This is a genomic window from Enhygromyxa salina, from assembly GCF_002994635.1.
GTDB lineage: Bacteria > Myxococcota_A > Polyangia > Nannocystales > Nannocystaceae > Plesiocystis > Plesiocystis salina_B.
In genome coordinates this window covers 55,253-75,083 of sequence record NZ_PVNL01000036.1, presented here as the reverse complement: position 1 = coordinate 75,083, position 19,831 = coordinate 55,253, and the positions used below count along the sequence as shown (strand labels likewise).

The following is a 19,831-nucleotide window of genomic DNA, read 5'->3' as shown; positions in this document are numbered from 1 at the left end:
GGGGCGGGGGCCCCATGCCGACGGAGTCGTCATGGGGCCCCCACCCCGGCGGGCCGGCAGAGCCGGCCTCAATCTTGATGGAGGGGCTTCCTTGATGGAGGGGCTTCGCAGCCCCTCCCCCATGCCGACGGAGTCGTCATGGGGCCCCACCCCGGCGGGCCGGCAGAGCCGGCCTAGCCAGCGCACTGTCCGTCTTTAGAGCACGGTCTCGAGCGGGGTGAAGCCCTCGAGCTCGGTCCAGCCGGTCTGCACCGAGATCGCGCCACCGATCGGTGGGGCGTCGACGTTGGGATCGCAGGGCGAGGTCTTGGGTGCCCTGAGCACGGCGCCGCAGTTGTCACCCGCACAGACCGCTTGCTCGACGACTGGTGCGCTGAGGCTGCCGCTGGTCCCGAACCCGTCGCCATAGTCACCGGGCAGCACGTAGGCGCTGGCGAAGTCGAACGGGTCGCTGCCGCCGACGACCAGGCGGAAGGTGATCTCGTAGGTGGCGCCGGGGTCCGCGGTCCACTCGCCGGCCTCCTCGTCGAACCACCGCGAGTCGCAGGAGCCTGAGCCCGGCTCGTAGATCGTGTAGCTGATGTAGTAGACCTCGGCGTCGAGCTGTTGCTGGCCGTCTGCGAGCCCGGTCACTCGGATCATGGGCGCGCGAATCGGCCGCGCGGACTTCGAGAAATTTCGGGTCTCCTCGACCTCGTCGCCGTTGGGGAACACGATCGTCCGGGTCCGCTGAATCTGGCTGAGCGGCATCCGCATGAAGTGGGGGTGCGATCCGGGCAGCGTGGCCGGGGCGTTCGCGGGGATGTCGAAGCCCGCGTGTTGATCGACGCGGTGATCGTCCGCGATCAAGTACAGGCTGCTGTGGAAGTCGTTCTCCTCGTCGCCGCCGTCGATCTTGTTGTCGTTGGGGCTACCGCTGACCAGCGCGAGCAAGAACTGATCGCGGTCGGAATTCGGCAAGATCGTGCCCGGATTGTTGATCTCGTCGATGCGGTTGTTGGCCACGACCGCCGTCGAGAAGGTGAACACGTCGCCCTTGCTGCCACCCACACCGATCGGGTTGATGTTGCACGAGAACTCGCCCAGGCCCTGGCAAGCTGGGAATCGGAACCCCTCGGTCGCGAGCGCGAAGCCCTGCGGGTTGGTCGGCCAGACCGCGCCGCCGCTGTCGGCCGCATGGTCGAATTGAGTGACGTCCGAGACATCCGTGGCGAGGTCCCAGCGATACAGACGACCGGCCGGGTCTGCCCAGTACGCCTCTTGCATCTCACCCCAGTAGCGCGAGAGGCAGTGCGAGCCCACGGCGATGTCGGCGATCGCGGCGTAGTCGTCGGCGATGTCGTACGTGGTGCTGGGATCCGGCACGTCCATCAGCGCCTTCTTGGTCACGGTCTCGCCCGTGATCGCGTCGACCACCCAGACGGTGCGGCCGCGCTCGGCCGGGCCTTGGCCCTCACGGTAGCCGCTGCCAAACACCATGTAGGCCACGGGCTCGACCGACATCTCGTGGTTTGGCGAGGCGTAGGTCAGAGCAGGTCGCGCCCAGGTCTCGCCGAGCGTGTTGGCGAAGTCGACGGCGTTGTCCGTCGTGGTCGTGGTCCACACGACCTCGATGGGATCATCGGTGTCGAGCCGACCCATGTGCGAGACGTCGAGGGTGAGGATCTCGGAGCCGCCAGGCCCCAGCCCGAACGCCGCGAGGTGCCGCCACTTGCCGGCGCCCGGGTCCCACGCCCACCCGTTGTTGACCGTCGAGGCCACGCCAAAGATGTGCTCGTCGATAAACTCGGACTGGCCGTAGCTCGCGGGACCGACCATCGAGAGCTTGCGAGCGTTGTTGATCAGCGCGAGCGGCACGAACCCGAACAGCTCATTGCCGCTGTCGTAGTGGACGCCGTGGAGAATGCCGAAGTCGTCGCCGAACAGCACGGCCTCGGTGTAGTCGTAGTGATCGTTGAACCCGCCGCCCGAGGTGACCTCCCAGGCTTGCGCCGAGAAGGCCGCGAGCGTGGCGGGGACGTCGTCACCCGCCGCGTTTCGGCGCCCGGCGCAGTGAGGGTCGCGAATCCCGACGCTGGGCCGGAAGTCGGCGTCGGCCTGGGGCACCCGGCGAATCAAAATCGGCGCCGAATTGGGCAAGCCCGACAGCTTCCAATCGTTGGGCATGTTGCGACCGAGCAGCCACTCGGTCATCGCAACGATCTGCGCCGCTTTTTCGTCGCCGTCGTTGGACAGCGGCGGGTCGATGCGACCTTGATCGTCGAGCTGCTCGACCAGCGCGACGAACTGCGCCGACGGCTCCCCGTCGGGCTCGGCGATGCGGAACACGTTGTTGTTGAAGTCGTGGGTGTAGATCCGGCGATCGGTCCAATCGGTCAGCTGCAGGCACTCGCCAGCGTCCCACACCCGACTGATCGGGCACGGGCCAAAGCTCTCGAGCTCGGCGGTCTCGACCGGGATGTCTGCCGCGTTCGCGCAGTAGTCCGCGAGCTGACCTGGGTTGTCGGGATCCTCGTCGTTGCAGGCCCCTCGCGCGACGTGGCCGACCCACGCGGGCGTCTCGGTCCAGGTGCTGATCGAGGTCTGGACGGCGGCCTGGGACGACTCGGGGTTGTTGGGATCGGCGAGTTGAAAGTCGTTGGCCAGCGTCGGTGCGCCGCCGGGAACCTCGATCTCGAGCGCCTGCGAGATGATGTGGGTGAGCGTCTGCTCGAGCTCTTCTTGGTCTTCGCTCAGCCACGCGCACCCGTTGGCCGGATCTTCAGGATTGGCGCAGGTGTCCCAGTGCGCGAACTCGTTGCCGCCCAGGCAGGGCGTGGGGATCGAGTCGCCGCCCGCGGCTGCGCACGCGATCTCGTGCACGCGCTCTTGGTTGACGGGGTTGGAGTAGACTTCTTCGGTGAACGCGACGACGTAGGTCTTGACCGCCATCAAGCGCCGAACGCTGCGCAGCCGCTCGTACAGCTTGGAGCCGCCCTGCTTGTTCCACGGATCTGGGACGCCGTCGGAGACGATGATCATCGTGATCGGGCGGCACATCTCGTCCTCCTCGGACACCCGCATGAACGCGAGGTATGAGGCGATCGTGTCGTGACCAAACGGCTTGTTGGTCATCGGCAGCGCCGGCTTGGGGCCCGTGATGTTGTCGTTCTGGTCGAGGTGGACCAGGTACTCCGTGACCCCCATCGCGACCGCCATCGGCGTGCCGCCGGTCACGTCCGCGCCGCCAGCGTAGCTCTTGGCGGTGATGCCATCGAACATGACCCACGCGTCTGCGAGCGTGCGGGGGCCCTTGTCCTCCGACGGGATCTCCGGGTTGTCGATGACGGCCTTGGAGTAGAACGGCGCGTAGAGGCTGGCGCCGACCCACTGGTCGCGGCGCGCGATCCCGAGGCGATGAACCTGGTCCGTCTCGGTCTTGCACACCGCGTTGTCGGTGCACTCCTGGTGGGCCATGTTGTCTTCGCTCAGGCCGTCATAGAACGAGTACCCAGGGTTACCGTCGACGTAGGGCCAGTAGTAGAAGTCCTTGCCGCAGATGTTGGACTTCTTCTGCGCGATGTTGTTGCCGCTGAAGTCACCGTGGCTGTTGAGGACGATCGCCTCTTTGAGCGGATCGTTGCAATCGAGGTTGGCGCGGCGACCTACGAACCGGGGGAACCACTGGACCCGGCGGCTGTAGTTTTCCGCGCTCTCATAAGCCGCGACGTTGGAGTGCGCCAGGTACAGCGGCATCTCGGGCAGCGGCTCGACGCTGTTGTTGGGCATCTCGAACCCGCCGAGCTCGTCGTGGCGCAGGTACGGGAACGGGCGGTTGTCACCGCACAGCAGCCAGATACCCTGGGTGCCGAACACGTTGCGGTTGGGCTTCCACTGGTTCGAGTAGGGTTGATTGACGTTCCTGACCCACGTGAACCGGTACTCCTGGTTCTTGATCAGCGGGCCGGCGGTCACGCGCGCGACGCAGGGATCGGGGACCTCGGCCTTGTTGGTGCCGTCGGGTGGCAGCGCGGTGCCGAAGGTCATGAGCCCGAACTCGGCCTTGTTCTTGTTGGCCTGGGCGAGCTTGGTGATGACCTCGCGCGCGGCGTTGATCCGACTCTGGAGGCTGCCGGCCTCGTCGTTCTCGCAGTTGTGCCACCAGCACTTGGTGTTGGGATATTGCGCGAGCGGGTAATAGGTCACGTCCATCGCCATCGAGCCCGAGTTATCGAGCACGAACAGGATCCGGGGAGAGACCGAGCCGTAGCTGGCGCCGGTGACAATATAGAAAGGATCGAGGCGGGCCTGGGCCTGCTGCGCGTGCCCGATCATGCCCAGGCAGAGCAGCGCCGCACCAGCTAGCTTCAGCCCCCAATTAATAAAGGCGCCGCGATTTGACAGCTTGTCGTGTTGCTGGCGCATATCAGTTTTCCTCGTAGCCCAAGAAGTTCTCGACGCAGACGTCGGCCATGACGTTGTCGTTGTTGTGCCCGCCGCCATAGCCGACGTCGGGCGAGCTCATGGACCAGGCCTGCTGCTGGTTGCCGGGCGCCAGCACCAGCTCTTGCTCGATTGCGATCGAGGTGTTGCGGACCGTGGCCACGCCGGTCACGACCACGCGACCGTCGGTGTCGTTGGTCCACGTGCCGGCGCCCGTGTCGATCGCGTCGGCGGAGTTGTTGCGGATCCAGACGCTGACGCGTGCTTCTGAGTCGGCGCCCTCGAGCAGGTCGCGCAGCGGCACCTGCACCCAATTGACCGCCACGCCGTCGGCGTTGGGCAAGAACGCGATCGCGCCCTGGCGCATGCACGGTCGGCCCGCGCAGTCGGACTTGCCCGTGACGAAGCGGTTCTTCTGGCCGGTGCCGGGGACCTGGTTGTTGCCGTTGCCGCCCGGAATGCAGTCTTCGAAGACCGACGTGCACACGCTCTGATCGCCAGGATTGTTGTATCCGGTCAGAGCCTGGTTGACGACCACCTGCGCGCTGCCTGCGTCGTTGATCTGGGTTCGAAGCTGCGCGGCAGCGAGCTCGATCGACGCCTGCGCGGCCATTAACGCGCGCTCACGAGCGACGACCGCGTTGGCCTGCGAGATCTCGCGGTTGGATGAGCGCACGACCAATACCGCGACCGTCATCAGCGACACGGTCAGCAGCATCACGCTGACCATGGTGGCGCCCAATTGTCGACGGCGCCCGTTGGCGAGACGGTGGAGGTCCTTGGGGCGCAGCGTGTTCATTTAGTGTCTCTACTTGAGCGCGGGGTCGCGCCAATGCGTGTTGCGAACGCGAAATCGCTCGGTCAATGTGCGGTATTCGCGACTGCCGACGACCGAGTCCATGGTCGGTCGGTCTTCGATGGCGACCAGCTCATTATAGAACGCGTCAGTGACCGCGTCCGCGCCACCTGCCATTGTATCAGGCTTCGCGAGCAGTGTCACCCGGACAACTTGCGGACTCATGCGAAATCCGGGGGCCGCCAGGGCCTCGAAGCCAGGGCCACCAGCCGCCCATTCGGCCGCGTTGCGCTCGCCAGTACCCCACGAAACGCAGTCAGGTCCCCAAGCCTCTGCGCTCGCGTTTCCGAGCCACTCGTCATTGCCGCGATCTCCGTCTTCAGCGCGATCGTCGAGCTTGCGATTGGCCTGATTGGCGAGCGGCCCGGCCGCAGGGCCCTGCTCCTCAAACCCGATGTCTGGGGGGGGCACCAAATTGTCGAGGACCGGCTGGCTGTCCGGCGCCCAACCGTCGCAGCCCACCGCGACCTGCATGTCTTCGATCATTGGCCCAATCGCGACGCGGGGCGGCTGGACGTTGGCGGACGGGAGGTACAGCTGAGGCATCCGGCAGGCGCCACCCGTACAGCCGGGATAGTCGTCGATGACAGCGATGGTCGCGTCACCGTCGCGCCAGCCCAGGATGTCCGAGCGAACCAGCATGGGCCGGGTGGGGACGGTGTAGTCGATCTCGTAGCGAGACCAGCGCGCGCGACCGAGCGGGATCAGCTCGAGTCGCCCAAAATTGTCTGGATCCCAGTCGGCGCCGAACGGGGAGCCGTTCTTGTTGCCGACCGAGCCTGGATCGGCGTCATCGGGGCTGGCGAGACCACCGAGGCCGAGCAGCACCTCGAGGTTGGTGTTGAACGGCGAGTCGCTCGAGATCGGCAGCTCCCAGCTGGTGGACCCGGCTCCGGCGTCGACCTCGCCCGTGATCTGGACCAGCGCGCACTGCGACTGATTCTCCGATACGTAGGCTTGGCTGCCGCTCACGGGCACGACAAGCACGAACGAGCCCGGCGCGAACATCTGGCGGACCGCCTGCAATTGCATGTTGTCGCCGCTGTCGAGCAGGTTGCTGCTCTCGAATGTGACGACCGCGTTACCGCCCGTCGAGCCTGGCAATGCTTGGACCTGAAACAGACCCGAGCCGGCCGCGAGGTTGAGCTCACCCCGGAAGATGTCGATGCTGTCGGCCGCGCTGCTGGGCGACGCCGAGGTCACGTCGAGGCCGGGCATGTCGTTGGCGCCGACGTCGGGCCCGCTGCGCCAGTGGGCCTGTACGCCGTCGCGCAGGACCCAGTAGGGCTCGGTCGTGACGGCGTCAGTGTAGACGCTGCCGAGGTTGTCACCCGCGGCGCCGCCGGGGTTGATCAGCTTGTTGTGAAGCGGCGACCAAATGCGGACCTCGCTGCATTGCCGGCCGAACCCGAGCCCGGCCATGCGGATGTCGGTGCCGATCGAATACATCGAGCCCTCGAGCGCCTGCTGCAGCACGATCTGGCGACGCTGAAGGCTGGCGGTGTCTTTTTGGATGCTCGCAAATGCAAACACCCCGACGAGCACGATCGACGACACCAAGATCGCGACCATGAGCTCAATTAGGGTGAAGCCACGCTGGGTACGGGCGCCGAGGTTTTGAAATGTCTTTGTCACGCTCATGATGGCCTCGGGACTGGCTCAGCCAGGGTGGCGGGCGTCGTTGACACGCACCGTTCGCAGCTGCACACCGCGGACCCAGGGGAGGTAATTGGGCGAGGCGGGATCGAGGTTATCGGGGATGAGGTCATCGACGTCGATGTCGGCCGGCGGCGGATAGGCGGGGTTGGTGTACTCAATCCACAACACCGTGACCTCGAGCTGGACGGCGTCGGGGCTGCCGACCCCGTTGGCGGGCCAGCGATTGATCGCGCGCCCGACCCAGTAGAACTCTGCGCGGGTACCTGGGCCGCGCTCGCCCGTTGCGTTGGGCACCGCGCCAAAATCACGCAGCTGCCAGGTGTCGAGCTCGACGTCGTCGTAGGGCAGGGCGGGGTTTTGCCCGCCCGCGAAGTCGTACTCGACCAGCTCGTCGAAGCTGGTTGCGAGCAGCTCGGCCATGACCTCTTGGGCGAGGCGCTCGCCCTCGCGGGTCTCCATGGAGGCGCGCTGCGCCTCGATCCCGCGGCTCTCCATGGCCACGAGCCCGACGACCGCGACAATGAACACGATGAGCGCGACCATGACCTCGGCCATGGTGAAGCCGGCCTGGCCACGACGGCGCCCAATAGCCTCGCCATTTAGTTGAATAGTCATGGCGCTGGAATCTCGTCGAACTTGCGGATGAGCCCGCCAGGAAACATCTCGATGATCGAATAGTAGACTTGGGTAGAGCTGGTGTCTTGAACCACCAGGGTCATACCGGTGTCGGGCAGCGGGTCGTCCTCGAGGGCGAAGCTGCCGTCGGGTTGAAACAGGATGCTCTTGGGCAGATCCGTGCCGCACGCGACTGGCAGCACCCCGCCGTTGGCTTCGCTGGGGGCCGAGATGCCGGGCTCCATGCCGGTGATGCAGGCCTGGTCGGCGATCAGGCCGCCGTCGATCCGGTCGCGGTAGTTGCCCCACAACAAGGTGCCGGTGCCCGCGATCGTCGCGTCGGGTGGGGGATCGTCGGGATCGATCCAGTACACCTCGAGCCGGTCTTGCGAGACCTCGACACGGACGATGGTCTGGTCATCGATCGCGCGGTTGCGCGCTTGGATCATCGTGCCGACCAGGTCGTCGGTGAAGCGCAGGTAGGCGCCCTCCCATTGGTTGTTGCGCAGGCCGATGAAGGCGATCGTCGCGACGATCGTGATCACCGCGAGGACGATCATGAGCTCGGTGAGGGTAAAACCGGCTTCGTGGCCGGGATTACAACGTTTTCGGGCATCTGCTATGAAAGGTTTGCGTAAGCTACGCAAACCTTTCAACGACAGACGCCCGCCCGAATCTCCTCGCGGAGCTTGCGCTTGCTTGTAAGTGCCTGGAACCATGTTGAGATCTCGAGTGTGGGAGACCGCTTGGGCGAGCTGCCGAGGGCGGAAGTGCAATGCACGTACCGGCTTGAACTCGGTGTTCGATCACGCGCCCGAGGTGTGTGCAATCAGATCACACCTGTTTCGCGCGGCTCCAAGAAATCGAGCCCAGCGGGCTGCGTCCAGGTGCAACCTCAATGGGCTCGAGCGTGGGCGGTCCGGCGACCTGGCCCACGAGAATATTTGTTGATCTCGGCTAGTGATCGTGGTTGCAGTCGGGCCCGTGCTCGTGGCTGGCCTCGTGCTCGGCGATCTGCTTGCGGACGTCGTCCATGTCGAGCCCGCGGATCTCGCCGATCAACCGCTCGAACGCCGCGGGGGGCAGCGCGCCGGCCTGGTTGAACACCAAGATGTTGTCGCGGAATGCCATCAAGGTCGGGATCGACTGGATCTGAAACGCCGACGCGAGCTCGCGCTGCGACTCGGTGTCGATCTTGCCGAAGGTGATGTCCTCGTGCTTGGCCGCCGCGTTCTCGAAGGTCGGCGCGAACGCTCGACACGGGCCGCACCAGCTCGCCCAGAAGTCGACGAACACGATGCCGTCGCCGTCGATGGTCTCTTGAAAATTGTCCGTGGTCAGCTCGATGAGGCTCATGATGCTCCTGGGGCTCTGTAGCACAGCTACGAGGGCCCCCAGCCGGAGTTACCCGGCGCGCGGCCCGGACACAAGTTCAAAGCGTCTTGAGGTACTCGAGCACGGCCGCGCGTTCTCCGTCGCTGAGCGCGTCGCCGAAGCTGTGACCGGTGTTGCGGTGGCCGGGCTTGGTGGTGTCGTAGATGTACTTGCGCTCGCCACTTGGCGCGTCGTCCTGCGCGGTCGGGCTCGGCGTCCACGGCCAGCCGAGCGCGTCCTCGTCGAAGTTGGTGCTGTCGTAGTCGTCGCGGCGCCAGTAGGTCGGGCGCTTGGTGCTGTCGAGCACCAGCTCGATCGTGGGGACCGAGCCGTTGTGGAAGAACGGCGCGGACGCCCAGATCCCGTCGAGCGGCGGCGCGACGTAGCCGACGAAGGGCGACTTGGTCTCGAGCTCGGTCACGGTCCCGAAGTACGAGTCCTCGAACCACTGCTCGAGGTAGTTGAGCTGGTTGGCGGCGTAGCTGGCCATGATCGGATCGGTGCCGATCCACTCGAGCGGCACGAGCAAGTTGGGGTAGGTCTCGGCCTCGGGATCGTCGCTGTAGGTCCCGTGGCAGCCCGCGCAGTGACACTCGAACAGCTCGGCGCCCGCGGCCGCGAGCGCGTCGTTGATCGGTCGCGGGTAGGCCGGCGGCTCGAGGCTCTCGAGCCAGGCCTGCACGTCGATGAACTGCTCCATGATCACCGAGGCCTCGGCCGCGGTGTCGGTGCACAAAGACGAGGCGAGCATCATGGTCCCGCGGTGGTCGCCGCGCGACATCCCGTTGGCGAAGTGAGAGGCCTTCTTCTTGGCCCGCCACCACGGGGGCGGATCGGCCGGGATCATGAGCTTGGCCGGTAGCTCGACCGACGGCTCGTCCTGCCAGGCGAGCGTGAACGGGTTGCGATGCGAGACCAACACGACCGCGTACATGATCGCCGGGTTGGTCCCGATCGTCAGCATCGTCGAGGGCGGCCCGATCACCTGGTAGCGATCGAGAAATTTATTGAACGCCGCGCCCGCGTCATTGAGCGGGGGCAGCACGGGCGCGAGCTGCATCAGCGTGCCGAGGTCGGTGGTGAAGTCGGCGTCGTGACGGCCGAGGCCCAAGATCAGCTCGCCGTCGAACTCGCTCGCGTGGCAGCCGAAGCAATTGGGGACGACCAGCTCCGAGCCGTCGCCGAGCTCGACGACGTTCCACCCGACCGGGACCTCGGCGTTCTTGCCGGGTCGCCAGGCCAGGCTCGGCCCGCTGGTGAACGAGCCCATGAACGGCGAGAGCAACCCGAACAGCTCCCATGGAACCCCACACGACACGTACGCTTGCTCGAGCAGCACATCCAACCCCGCCTGGGGATCGCCGGGCAGGCTCGGCGCTCGGGGGATCGCGAAGCCGGCGTCCCACGGGCCGGGCAGCTCGTGGCACGCGACCGGGTCGCCAGTCTCGCCGGTCTCGCCGGTCTCGCCGGTCTGTCCGGCGTCGGACTCCGACTCCGAGCCCGATGTCGACGAGAGGCCGGTCTCGCTCGAACCCAGGCCTGGACCCAGGTCACCACAGGCGAGCTCGACGGCGGCCAGGCTGACGACGAGTACGACTGCGCGCCGATCCATGTGAACACGATGGAGCTTCTGTGCGCGATGTTCAAGCCATCGAGCTTGGGCGCGCCGGACCGACTGGGGTATAGCAGGGCCATGGCCCACCTGCGCCCGTTGACGGAGCTCCCCACCCACGACGTCGCCAACCAGCCGCCGCCGTTCGAGGGCGTGAATTGGTGGTCGAGCGATGTGGCGCTGCGAGAGGCGACCGTGCGCGAGGGTGGCGGCTGGGCGCAATCGCAGCTCGAGGCGTTCGGCGAGCGGGTCGGCTCGGCCGAGGTCACCGCGTGGGGCTTCGAGGCCAACCGCAACCGACCCGAGCTGCTGCCCTTCGATCGCTACGGGCAGCGAATCGACGAGGTCCGCTACCACCCCAGCTACCACGCGCTGATGACCCTCGCGATCGAGGCGGGCGTGCACAGCGTGGCGTGGACCAGCGAGCGCGGCGGTCATGTGGCCCACGCGGCGTTCGAGTTCTTGATGACCCAGGCCGAGCCCGGGGTCTGCTGCCCGCTGTCGATGACCTACGCGGTCGTGCCCGCGCTGCGCCACCAGAGCGAGCTCGCGCAGGCGTGGGTGCCCAAGCTGACCGCCAAGCACTACGACCCGCGCGCGTGCCCGGCCGAGCACAAGCTCGGCGTGACGATGGGCATGGCGATGACCGAGAAGCAGGGCGGCTCGGACGTCCGCGCCAACACCACGAAGGCCCACGCGCTCGGGGCTGGCGGACCGGGAGCCGAGTACGAGCTGGTCGGCCACAAGTGGTTTTGCTCGGCGCCGATGTCCGACGCGTTCTTGACCCTGGCCCAGGCGCCCGGCGGTCTCAGCTGCTTTTTGGTCCCGCGCTGGCGGCCCGACGGGACCCGCAATCGCTTCTTCATTCAGCGGCTCAAGGACAAGCTGGGCGACCGCGCCAACGCCTCGAGCGAGATCGAGTACGCGGGGACCTGGGCGCAGATGCTCGGCGAAGAGGGCCGCGGCGTGCCCACGATCATCGAGATGGTCCAGCACACGCGGCTCGACTGCGTGGTCTCGCCGGCCGCGATGATGCGGCAGTCGGTCGCCAACGCGTGCTGGCACGCCGCGCATCGGGGCGCGTTCGGCAAGCTGTTGATCGATCAACCCTTGATGCGGGCGGTGCTCGCCGATCTCGCGCTCGAGAGCGAGGCCGCGACCGCGCTCGCGCTGCGTGTGGCTCGCAGCTTTGACGACGCGGGCGGAGACGACCCCGAGCCCGCGCGGCTGTTCTCGCGGCTGGCCACGCCGCTCGCCAAATACTGGCTCAACAAGCGCGCGCCCGAGCTCGTGTACGAGGCCATGGAGTGCCACGGCGGCGCGGGCTTCATCGAGGAGGGGGTGATGCCGCGGGTGTTCCGGCAGTCCCCGCTCAGCAGCATCTGGGAGGGCTCGGGCAACGTGATCTGTCTGGACGTGCTGCGCGCGATCGGCCGCGAGCCGGCCTGCGTCGAGGCCCTCATGACCGAGCTGCGCGCGGGGGCGGGCGGCGATCGGCGCTTGGATCAATTTGTAGCCGGGATCGCAGATCGGATGACAAGGCCGATCGAGCAGCGCGACGCGCGGGCGCTGTGCGAGTCGCTGGGTCTGGCGCTGCAAGGCTCGCTGCTGGTCCGCCACGGCCCTTCATTCGTCGCCGACGCGTTCTGTGCGGGGCGCTTGGCGGGCGAGGGCCGCTGCTACGGCACGCTCCCCGCTGGCGTCGATATCGACGCGTTGATCGAGCGGGCGCACCCGATGTCATGAGCCGTCGACACATTCGTGCTTGGGTTGATCGCGGTTCTCCTGGTACCGTGATTACCGCTGAGCATGTCGATGTTTGTCATGGCGTTGGCGTCTGTGCTGGTGGTCGAGCCGCCCGCGACGCTGCAATTGCCCGAGGGCGCCGATCCCAATGAGTATGTGCAGGCCACGTGGCTGCCCGCGATCGCGGCCGAGCCCGTCGCGGTCCCGGCGTGGCAGCGCTACTGGCGGGGCGAACAGACCGAGCTGCTCGATCACCCTCGCTGGATCCGCCACACCACCGGCCCGCGCGAGACCAAGGCCTGGCTCGCGGCGCGCTACGGGTTTGACGCGGCGATGCTGCGCGGATGGAACGAGAAGACCCTCGCAAGGGGCGGACGCTTCATCCGCGAGGGGGTCGAGCTGCGGCTCAAGGCCATCCGGATCCCTCCCCCGCGCGAGCCGATCGCGTACCTGGCCGAGGCCGGCGACACCTGGGAGAGCGTGGCGGTCGACCATCGCGTCGACGTTCACGATCTCAAATTTTACAACGAAGCGGCGAGCGAGGACAGCCTCGACGCGCTCGAGCCTGGCCGCGAGCTGACGGTCTGGGTTGATCCAGCGCTGCCGTGGACGGTCAACCGCTACCCCGGGTTGGAGGTCGACCCCGCGTGGCTCGACGTCCCCCAGGGCGCGCTCAGCTCTGGCCACCCCAACCGCGGGCGCATCAAGGGCGAGCTGTGTCAGCTGCCCGAGATCCCCGAGCTCTATACCCGCCGCTTTGATCGGATTGCCCACGGCAGCAGCCACGCGATTGAGCTGATCGTCACTGCATTCGCCAACTTTCGGCACGACAGCGGCTACAAGGGCGAGATCCTGATTGGGTCGATCAGCCGCCCGCGCGGGCGCCGGTTTCCGCCGCATCGTTCGCACCAGTCCGGGCGCGACGTCGACATTCGGCTGCCGCTGTTGCCGTGGTTCGAGACCATGGTCGGCCCGCCGCCCGAGCAGGTCGACTGGCGCGCCACGTGGGGGCTGATCGACGCATTCCTGGCGACCGGTCAGGTGTCCATGATCTTCCTGGATCACAAGCTGCAGCGGCACCTGTACTACGCCGCGATGTCGCTGGGTGTGAGCGCCGAAGAACTCGACGAGGTCATCACCTGGCCGCTGCGCCAGGGCACGAAGGGCAAGAAGATCATCCGCCACTCGTCCGGGCACGATGGCCACATTCACGTGCGCATGAAGTGTGGCCCGGACGAGCCCGAGTGCCGGACCCGCAAGCCACGACCGCGTCCGTAGAGCTGTCTTGGTCCCCAACAGACGGTGAGGCCCTTCGCCGACTGCAGCCGCTTCGCGTCGAATCGCTTCGCCCCCGCAGCTGCTCCGTCGGTGGCGGCGCAGGGCGTTTGGTCTGCGCTGTGGTGCCCCTCAGCGGACTGGGGCGTTGGTCTGCCCCAGCGAGCCGTCGGCGCGGGGCTGGGTCCGCGGCGCGAGCAGGCGTTGACCCGCGAGCCAGCGCCCCGCCTCACTCAGCGAGCTGTCCGCGATGCCCAGCTGCATGCGCGCGCCAAGGCTGCGGACCACTGCGATCGGATCGGCGACGAGCTGGGCATGCGTGACGTCGATGAAGCGCGCGCCAGACAGGCTCGCGCGGGCTCGCTCACCCGCAGCCAGCCCCGAGTCGACGATCGACGCGCAGTAGGCCAGCAGGTCCGAGGCCGAGCGCGGACGCTTGGCGTCGACCTGCATCAGCGTCCAGCACGAGCGCATCAGCGTCGACACGGCGAGCTCGCGCTCGCAGTGGATCTGGATCACCCACGCGTTCGGGTACACGGCCAGCAGCGGCTCGAGCTGCCACAGGTGCCAGATGTCTTCGAGGACCATGCGCGGGCCGGCGTGGTCGTCGTGGCGGTGGCGATGGGCGAGCGCTCGCAGGTGGCGGCGGTGGTCCCGGTACGCGGGCTCGAGGTCGGCGTGAGCCATGAAGTCCACGTAGCTCGGCATGAACCAGTGGCACGCGTGGATCAGCGAGCTGAAGCTGTTGCGAAACAACCAGCTGCACGCGTCGGGTGAGGTCGCCGACAGCGGGTGGAGGCGGCGGAGCTCGGGCGCGGCCTCGTAGAGTTGATCGAGCAGGGCGTTGGTCGTGAGGATCTGCCGGTCGATCCAGCGCTCGTCGATCCGCGGTGGGGCGACCGGACGCTGCAGCTCCCACAGCCGCGGCGCCCAGAGTCCAGGGGTGCGCGCGAGCAAATTATGCAACAAGTTGGTGCTTGCCCGCGGCAGGCCGGTGATGAAGATCGGCGCGTCGATCTCGATCTGCGCGAGCTCGGGGGTGTCACGCTCGAGGTTGGCCAGCGCGGCACGCTGGCCGAGCGCCGTCATCAGCCGGGCCCCGGCCCGCCAGCTCCCGACCTGGCTGAGCCTCGCTTCGTCGCGCATGCCAGCGATGAGCGCCCGGAAGGCTGGCAAGAACGCGGCCTCGAGTGGCTCGTGCACACTCAGATGCGCCGCGGCGGCGCCCAGCAAGCGCTGCTCGTCGAACCCAATCATCGTCGTGTGCATGTAGCACGAATCACGGCGAGCGCCCCCCGCCAATAATTGCGAACACCCAACCGACGGGCGTGGGATTGATGGCACTCGATCCCACCCGGCGATCGGGAATCGACGACCTCGGACGAGCGTCGCCGACCTTCTCCAAGCTTCACCAACCGTGGGGCGGGGTTCGCCAAAAGTGCGCTTGCCAGCCGCGTGGATGGCAGGTTCAGTGAGCGGCCGCGCGTGACCGCGTCACCACATGAGCGGCCGGCTCAGAGCATCGCGCGGGCGATGACCAGCTTCTGGATCTCCGAGGTTCCCTCGTAGATTCGCAGCGCTCGAACTTCGCGATACAGCCGCTCCGGCACCTCGCCAACTACGACGCCGCGACCGCCGAAATTCTGGATACAGCGATCGACCGCGCGCTGGGCCAGCTCGGTTGCGAGCAGCTTGGCCATCGCTGGTTGGTCGGGGGTCGCGTCGCCGCGATCCCGGGCCGCGGCCGCGCGGTAGACCATCAATTGCGCGGCCACGTGCTCGGCCGCCAGGTCGGCCATGGCGAACCGCAGACCCTGTTGCTTGGCCAGCGGACGTCCGAATTGCACTCGGGCGCACAAGTGCTGGACAGACTCCTCGAGCGCCCGATCCGTGATCCCCAGCGCCGCCGCGCCGACCGTCGCCCGAAATTGATCGAGGTTGCCCAGGGCGATGCGCAGACCCTCGCCAGGCTCGCCGAGTCGGTGCTCACACGGGACCCGAACGCCGTCAAAACGCACGGTACCGATCGGGTGCGGCGCGGTGACTTTCATCGGCTCGACGCTGAGCCCCGGGGCGTCGCCCGCCAGCCAAAACGCACCAAACCGGGGCTTGCCTTCGGCCGTGGTCTCGGCCTCGCGGGCGAACACGACGTAGCTGTCGGCGACGCCCGCGTTCGAGATGAAGGTCTTGTGCCCGCGCAGGAGCACGGCGCCGTCGGCCTGCGGCTCGGCGATCGTCTGCATGCCCGACACGTCCGAGCCCGCGCCCGGCTCGGTCAACGCGAACGCACAGATCGTGGTGCCCGCGGCCACGCCCGGCAGCAGGGCCTGTCGCAGCTCGGGCCGACCGGCGAGCACGACCGGGAACGAGCCCAGCCCCTGCATCACGAACGCGGTGTCGAGCGCCCCGCTCTCGCGCGCGAGCCACTGCCGGGCCAGGCAGATCGCCGTTGCCGAGACCTGCTCGTGCTCGCCCCCGAACGCGGCCGGGACCACCAGCTTGGTCAGCCCCGCCGCGGCGAGGCGGCGGATGTACTCGCGGGTCGCCGCGTGCTCGTCGGTCTCGTCGACGCTGGCTTGGCGCAGCTCAGCGCAGAACGCCTCGAGTCGATCCTCGAGCTCGGTCCAGCGGGCGGCCGACTCGGGCAAGCCGAAGATCGTCGCGAGGTCTCGCTCGAGGATGCGCTTGCTGACGAACGCTGCGGCGGCGGCCATGCGGCGCAGACTATCGTGGATTGCTCTCGGTCGATGAGCGTGAGCGAGCTTGAGTCCCCCAGCGTACTCAGATAGGGTTGACCCATGCAGGAGCGCAAACGGGCCAGGAAGCTGTTGAAGTCGAACGCCCGGATGGCCACGCTCGTCTGCATGGGTGTCGCCGAGACGGCGTGCAATCTGCAGGTCTCGGACTACCCGGACACCACGTCCACCACCACCGAGTCCACGACGAGCGGTGACATGGACAGCGGTACCGAAGCGGGGGCCACGGACACGGGCGGCACGGGCGGCACGGACACGGGCGGCACGGACACGGGCGGCACGGACACGGGCGGCACGGACGGCGGCGCGGTCCCGCTTGGTGCGAGCTCGGCCGACGCCAGCCCCGGACGCGAGTGAGCCGATGAGCGGCGACGATCCAGGCGAGCCCGGCGGGTCGGAGCGCGCGGCCTGGCCCACCGATGAGCTCGAGTCGTTCGAGCTCGAGCTCTACGGAGAGGGCCCCGAGCGTCGCTACCGACGCATGCGCCCCGAGGTCGAGGCCATGCCGTGGGATGACTTCGACGCCTCGCTTTATGACGAGGACGTGCGGATCGCCGCTCGCTCCGCATGGACGCGCGCCGCGTTTCAAGAGCACCGCACCGCCGCGGCCACGCTCGTGTCGCTGCGGGCCCTGGTCGAGGCGCGGGCCCCCGTGGATCTGATCGGGGTCGCCACTCGGTTTCCGCAGGACGAGCTGGTCCATGTCGAGCTCTGCGCGCGCATGGCTGGTGTGCTGGGTGGGGGCACCGAGATCCTGCATCGGCCCCAGGAGCTGATCCGTGATCCGGTCTCGTCTCTGTCGCCGCTGATGCGCGCCGCTGACATCGTCGTTCGGCTCTACTGCGTGGGCGAGGCCGTGAGCATTCCGCTGCTCCGCGGGGCGTGGCACGCCGCCAAGCACCCGCTGCCCAAGGCGATCCTCGGCACGATCGTGCGCGACGAGGCGGCGCATGGGACCTTCGGCTTTTGGTTCCTCGATTGGGCGCTGCCGCGGCTGGGGCCAGGCGAGCGGGCCGAGCTAGCGATCTCAGCGGAGCGAGCGATCGCGCCGATCCGATCACTGTGGCGCGAGATTGCAAACGGGGCGGCGCCGCAGCCCGACTCCGAGGCCCACCCGCTGGGTTGGATGCGCACCGACACGTACCTCGAGACCGCCCACGCGGCGATGCAGAATCACGTGCTGGGGCCGCTGCGAGCCCGGTCGATCCCAGTGCGCTGGCTGTGACCCCGTGCGCTGGCTGTGACGCCCGGTCGTCCGGCGTCACTTCCACTGCGGATCACGCTTGGCCAGCCACGCGTCGTTCGCTTCTTTGAAGTCGGGGTGCTGCATGCAGATCGCCTGGGCCTGGGCCTCGGCCTCGATCGCGTCGGTGAAGCCCATGTCCTGCTCTTGCTGCAGCATGGTCTTGGTCATGCGCGTCGCAAAGTGGGGCTTTTGGGCGATCGCCAAGGCCAGCTCGAACGCGGCCTCGTCGACCTTGCCTGGATCATCGCTGTCGTCGATCACCCGGTTGGCCAGGCCGATCTGGGCGCAGCGCTCCGCGTAGACGCGATCGCCGAGCAGCAGGATCTCGCTGGCGTGGCCCAGCCCGACCACCCGCGGCAACAGCCAGCTCGCGCCCATGTCCGCGCCCGAGAGCCCGACCTGCGGAAACAAGAACGCGAAGAAGCTCTTGCTGCCCATGACCCGCAGATCGCAGGCCAGCGAGATCACGGCGCCCGCACCCGCGGCGACCTTCTTGATCGACGCCACGACCGGGGTCTTGCAGCGGCGGATCGCGTGGATCAGCTCGCCCGTCATCTGGGTGAAGCGCAGCAGCCCCTCCATGTCGCGGTTGAACAGCCGCGTGATGATGTCTTCCACGTCGCCGCCCGAGCAAAACGCCTTGCCCTCGCCGCGGATCACCAGCGCGCGCGCGCCCTCGGGGTCGAGGCTCCGGCGATCGATCACGGTGAACAGATCCGTGAGCTCGCGGTAGACGGCGAAGGTCAGCGCGTTGTAGCGATCGGGTCGATCGAGCGTGATGATGCCGACCCGCTCGCGCTCTTCGTAGCGGAAGCTGCTGGGTTGCGGGAGCGGCAGCGGGCGAAAGTCGGGGTCGTGGGTCATGGCGATTCTTCGGCGCTGGTGAGGACGGCCAGGCCCTGGATCTCGACGCGCGCGCGGTCTTCGAGCAGCTCGCTGACGCCGACCAGGGCCATGCTGGGAAAGTGCTTGCCGAGCAGCTCGCGGTAGATCTTGCCGACCTGGGTAATCTCGCTGACGTACTCGCGCTTGTCGGTCACGTAGATCGTCAAGCTGATGATGTCCGTGACGCGGCCGCCCGCGGCCTCGACGACCGCGACCACGTTGGCGAGGGCCTGGCGGAATTGATCCGAGAACCCGTCGGACTCGATCTGCTCGTTGCTGTTCCAGCCGATCTGGCCCGCGATCGCCAGCAGCTCGCCGCGCGCGGCCATGCCGTTGGCGTAGCCCCTGGGGCGCGGCCAACCTTCAGGGAGTACGGTGCGGGGCATGGGCGGAGTGTCTCAGGCGCGTGGCTGGTGGTCCAGCGGGCGGGGGGGAGAGCGTCACGAGCGAGCGCGCAGGAACGCCTCGATCGTCGCGTCGTCGGCGTAGAGGTCGATCACTTCGTCGGCGTCTTCGAGCGCGAGCGCGATCCGGGCAGCCGCCGCCGCGGGAGAGCCCGCCAGGCACGCCGCGACCGGTTCGATCAGCGTCGTGTGAGCGTGGTGATTCACGACCTCGAGCTCCTCACTGTCGATCAGGTGATTGATCAGCCTGGCCGCCAGCGCGTGATCGCCTTCGAACTGCGAACTGCCGCGGCGTCGCTGCGGGCCCGTGGGCGTCGACGGGCCCGACCGCGCGACCGGCTCGGCGTCGGACTCGACGCTCGCGTACCAGCGCACGTACTCGAACGCGACCTCCTGCATGACGCCGCCGCGGACAAAGCCCTCCTCATGAAGCTCGTCGTCCACCTGCGGCTGAGGTCGCGCTCGGTCGGTCGCCAGCGACGGCCACGGATCCTTCCGCTGTGGGTCTCCTCGAGCTTCGAATCGGCGTCGAGGTCGTTGCGCAGCTCGACCTCCCAGATCCAGGTCTCGAGCCGGGCCGCGAGCGGCTCGACGAAGCGCTCGACGTCGAGCATCGCCCATGCACCGCCAGCGCTGCTCAGTGACGTGAGCCGCGAGATGCCAAGCTCACGGGCCGCGTCGTCGATCGCGTCGTGGCTGGCGACGGGACCGACGAAGAAGCCGTGGTAGGAGCGCTCCATTCATGGATCTCTAGCTCAGGCCACACCACGAGGCGAGCCGCGCGCTACTGCTTGTGGGGGTGCACGAGCTCGCCGGTCTCGACGCGACGCGCGAGGGCGTCGAGGATCTCGTATCCAGCCCGATCAAACGCGCGCTGACTGGCGACTCAGTCACCCGACGCGTAGTAGCGCAGCCGCGCCAGTCTCGGCGTGAACGCGCGGCAAAATGAGCGCGTGGTCCCCAGCTGGACGGGCGTGGTAT

Annotated in this window: 17 protein-coding genes; 5 read left to right on the top strand and 12 right to left on the bottom strand. The window is 67.6% G+C overall.

Going from position 1 to position 19,831, the window contains the following annotated elements; translation table 11 throughout:
* Window positions 1-195: 195 nt before the first annotated feature.
* The 7 genes from ENSA7_RS07940 to ENSA7_RS07910 form a co-directional block, all read right to left on the bottom strand.
* Complete coding sequence (locus ENSA7_RS07940; RefSeq protein ID WP_244923747.1) at window positions 196-4,404, bottom strand: pilus assembly protein; 4,209 nt, start codon at window positions 4,402-4,404, stop codon at window positions 196-198.
* A gap of 1 nt (window position 4,405) precedes the next feature.
* Window positions 4,406-5,221, bottom strand: coding sequence for a hypothetical protein (locus ENSA7_RS07935; protein WP_244923746.1), 816 nt, complete (start codon window positions 5,219-5,221; stop codon window positions 4,406-4,408).
* Window positions 5,222-5,230: 9 nt separating this feature from the next.
* Window positions 5,231-6,919, bottom strand: coding sequence for a PilW family protein (locus ENSA7_RS07930; protein ID WP_106088607.1), 1,689 nt, complete (start codon window positions 6,917-6,919; stop codon window positions 5,231-5,233).
* An 18-nt stretch (window positions 6,920-6,937) separates the two neighbouring features.
* Complete coding sequence (locus ENSA7_RS07925) at window positions 6,938-7,552, bottom strand: type IV pilus modification PilV family protein (protein WP_146157450.1); 615 nt, start codon at window positions 7,550-7,552, stop codon at window positions 6,938-6,940.
* Entirely contained in the window at window positions 7,549-8,271 is a 723-nt protein-coding gene (locus tag ENSA7_RS07920; protein ID WP_146157449.1) for a pilus assembly FimT family protein, read from the bottom strand. Before ENSA7_RS07920 ends, ENSA7_RS07925 begins: the two co-directional genes overlap by 4 nt.
* Before the next feature lie 238 nt (window positions 8,272-8,509).
* Entirely contained in the window at window positions 8,510-8,908 is a 399-nt protein-coding gene (trxA, locus tag ENSA7_RS07915; RefSeq protein WP_106088604.1) for a thioredoxin, read from the bottom strand.
* A 76-nt stretch (window positions 8,909-8,984) separates the two neighbouring features.
* Window positions 8,985-10,538 (bottom strand): c-type cytochrome, encoded by a 1,554-nt coding sequence (locus ENSA7_RS07910; RefSeq protein ID WP_106088603.1) that lies wholly within the window; start codon window positions 10,536-10,538, stop codon window positions 8,985-8,987.
* A gap of 81 nt (window positions 10,539-10,619) precedes the next feature.
* Here ENSA7_RS07910 and ENSA7_RS07905 point away from each other — a divergent pair, with 81 nt between their 5' ends.
* Both ENSA7_RS07905 and ENSA7_RS07900 read left to right on the top strand, forming a co-directional pair.
* Window positions 10,620-12,284: an acyl-CoA dehydrogenase family protein gene (locus tag ENSA7_RS07905; RefSeq protein ID WP_106088610.1), complete on the top strand. Its 1,665-nt coding sequence runs from the start codon at window positions 10,620-10,622 to the stop codon at window positions 12,282-12,284.
* Window positions 12,285-12,347: 63 nt separating this feature from the next.
* Window positions 12,348-13,562, top strand: a complete 1,215-nt coding sequence (locus ENSA7_RS07900; RefSeq protein WP_106088602.1) for a penicillin-insensitive murein endopeptidase — start codon at window positions 12,348-12,350, stop codon at window positions 13,560-13,562.
* 129 nt (window positions 13,563-13,691) lie between these two features.
* Here the strand turns inward: ENSA7_RS07900 and ENSA7_RS07895 are convergent, their stop codons facing one another.
* Entirely contained in the window at window positions 13,692-14,816 is a 1,125-nt protein-coding gene (locus ENSA7_RS07895; protein ID WP_181233422.1) for a sulfotransferase, read from the bottom strand.
* 257 nt (window positions 14,817-15,073) lie between these two features.
* Complete coding sequence (locus ENSA7_RS07890) at window positions 15,074-16,273, bottom strand: acyl-CoA dehydrogenase family protein (protein ID WP_106088600.1); 1,200 nt, start codon at window positions 16,271-16,273, stop codon at window positions 15,074-15,076.
* A gap of 84 nt (window positions 16,274-16,357) precedes the next feature.
* Between ENSA7_RS07890 and ENSA7_RS07885 the strand changes: the two genes are divergently transcribed.
* The gene (locus tag ENSA7_RS07885) at window positions 16,358-16,672 is read left to right on the top strand and encodes a hypothetical protein (RefSeq protein WP_106088599.1); all 315 of its coding nucleotides are present in this window, start codon (window positions 16,358-16,360) and stop codon (window positions 16,670-16,672) included.
* Window positions 16,673-16,676: 4 nt separating this feature from the next.
* Window positions 16,677-17,540, top strand: coding sequence for a hypothetical protein (locus ENSA7_RS07880; RefSeq protein WP_106088598.1), 864 nt, complete (start codon window positions 16,677-16,679; stop codon window positions 17,538-17,540).
* Between the two features lie 36 nt (window positions 17,541-17,576).
* Here ENSA7_RS07880 and ENSA7_RS07875 read toward each other — a convergent pair whose 3' ends face one another.
* From ENSA7_RS07875 to ENSA7_RS07865, 3 genes are read right to left on the bottom strand one after another with little or no spacing between them, the layout of a single operon-like run.
* Window positions 17,577-18,425 carry an enoyl-CoA hydratase family protein gene (locus ENSA7_RS07875; protein ID WP_106088597.1) on the bottom strand — a complete coding sequence of 283 codons (849 nt, stop codon included), beginning with the start codon at window positions 18,423-18,425 and terminating at the stop codon, window positions 17,577-17,579.
* Window positions 18,422-18,832: a RidA family protein gene (locus ENSA7_RS07870; protein WP_106088596.1), complete on the bottom strand. Its 411-nt coding sequence runs from the start codon at window positions 18,830-18,832 to the stop codon at window positions 18,422-18,424. Before ENSA7_RS07870 ends, ENSA7_RS07875 begins: the two co-directional genes overlap by 4 nt.
* A gap of 54 nt (window positions 18,833-18,886) precedes the next feature.
* The gene (locus ENSA7_RS07865) at window positions 18,887-19,294 is read right to left on the bottom strand and encodes a hypothetical protein (RefSeq protein ID WP_106088595.1); all 408 of its coding nucleotides are present in this window, start codon (window positions 19,292-19,294) and stop codon (window positions 18,887-18,889) included.
* Window positions 19,295-19,350: 56 nt separating this feature from the next.
* Here ENSA7_RS07865 and ENSA7_RS43335 point away from each other — a divergent pair, with 56 nt between their 5' ends.
* The gene (locus ENSA7_RS43335; RefSeq protein ID WP_181233420.1) at window positions 19,351-19,494 is read left to right on the top strand and encodes a hypothetical protein; all 144 of its coding nucleotides are present in this window, start codon (window positions 19,351-19,353) and stop codon (window positions 19,492-19,494) included.
* Window positions 19,495-19,831 lie beyond the last annotated feature (337 nt).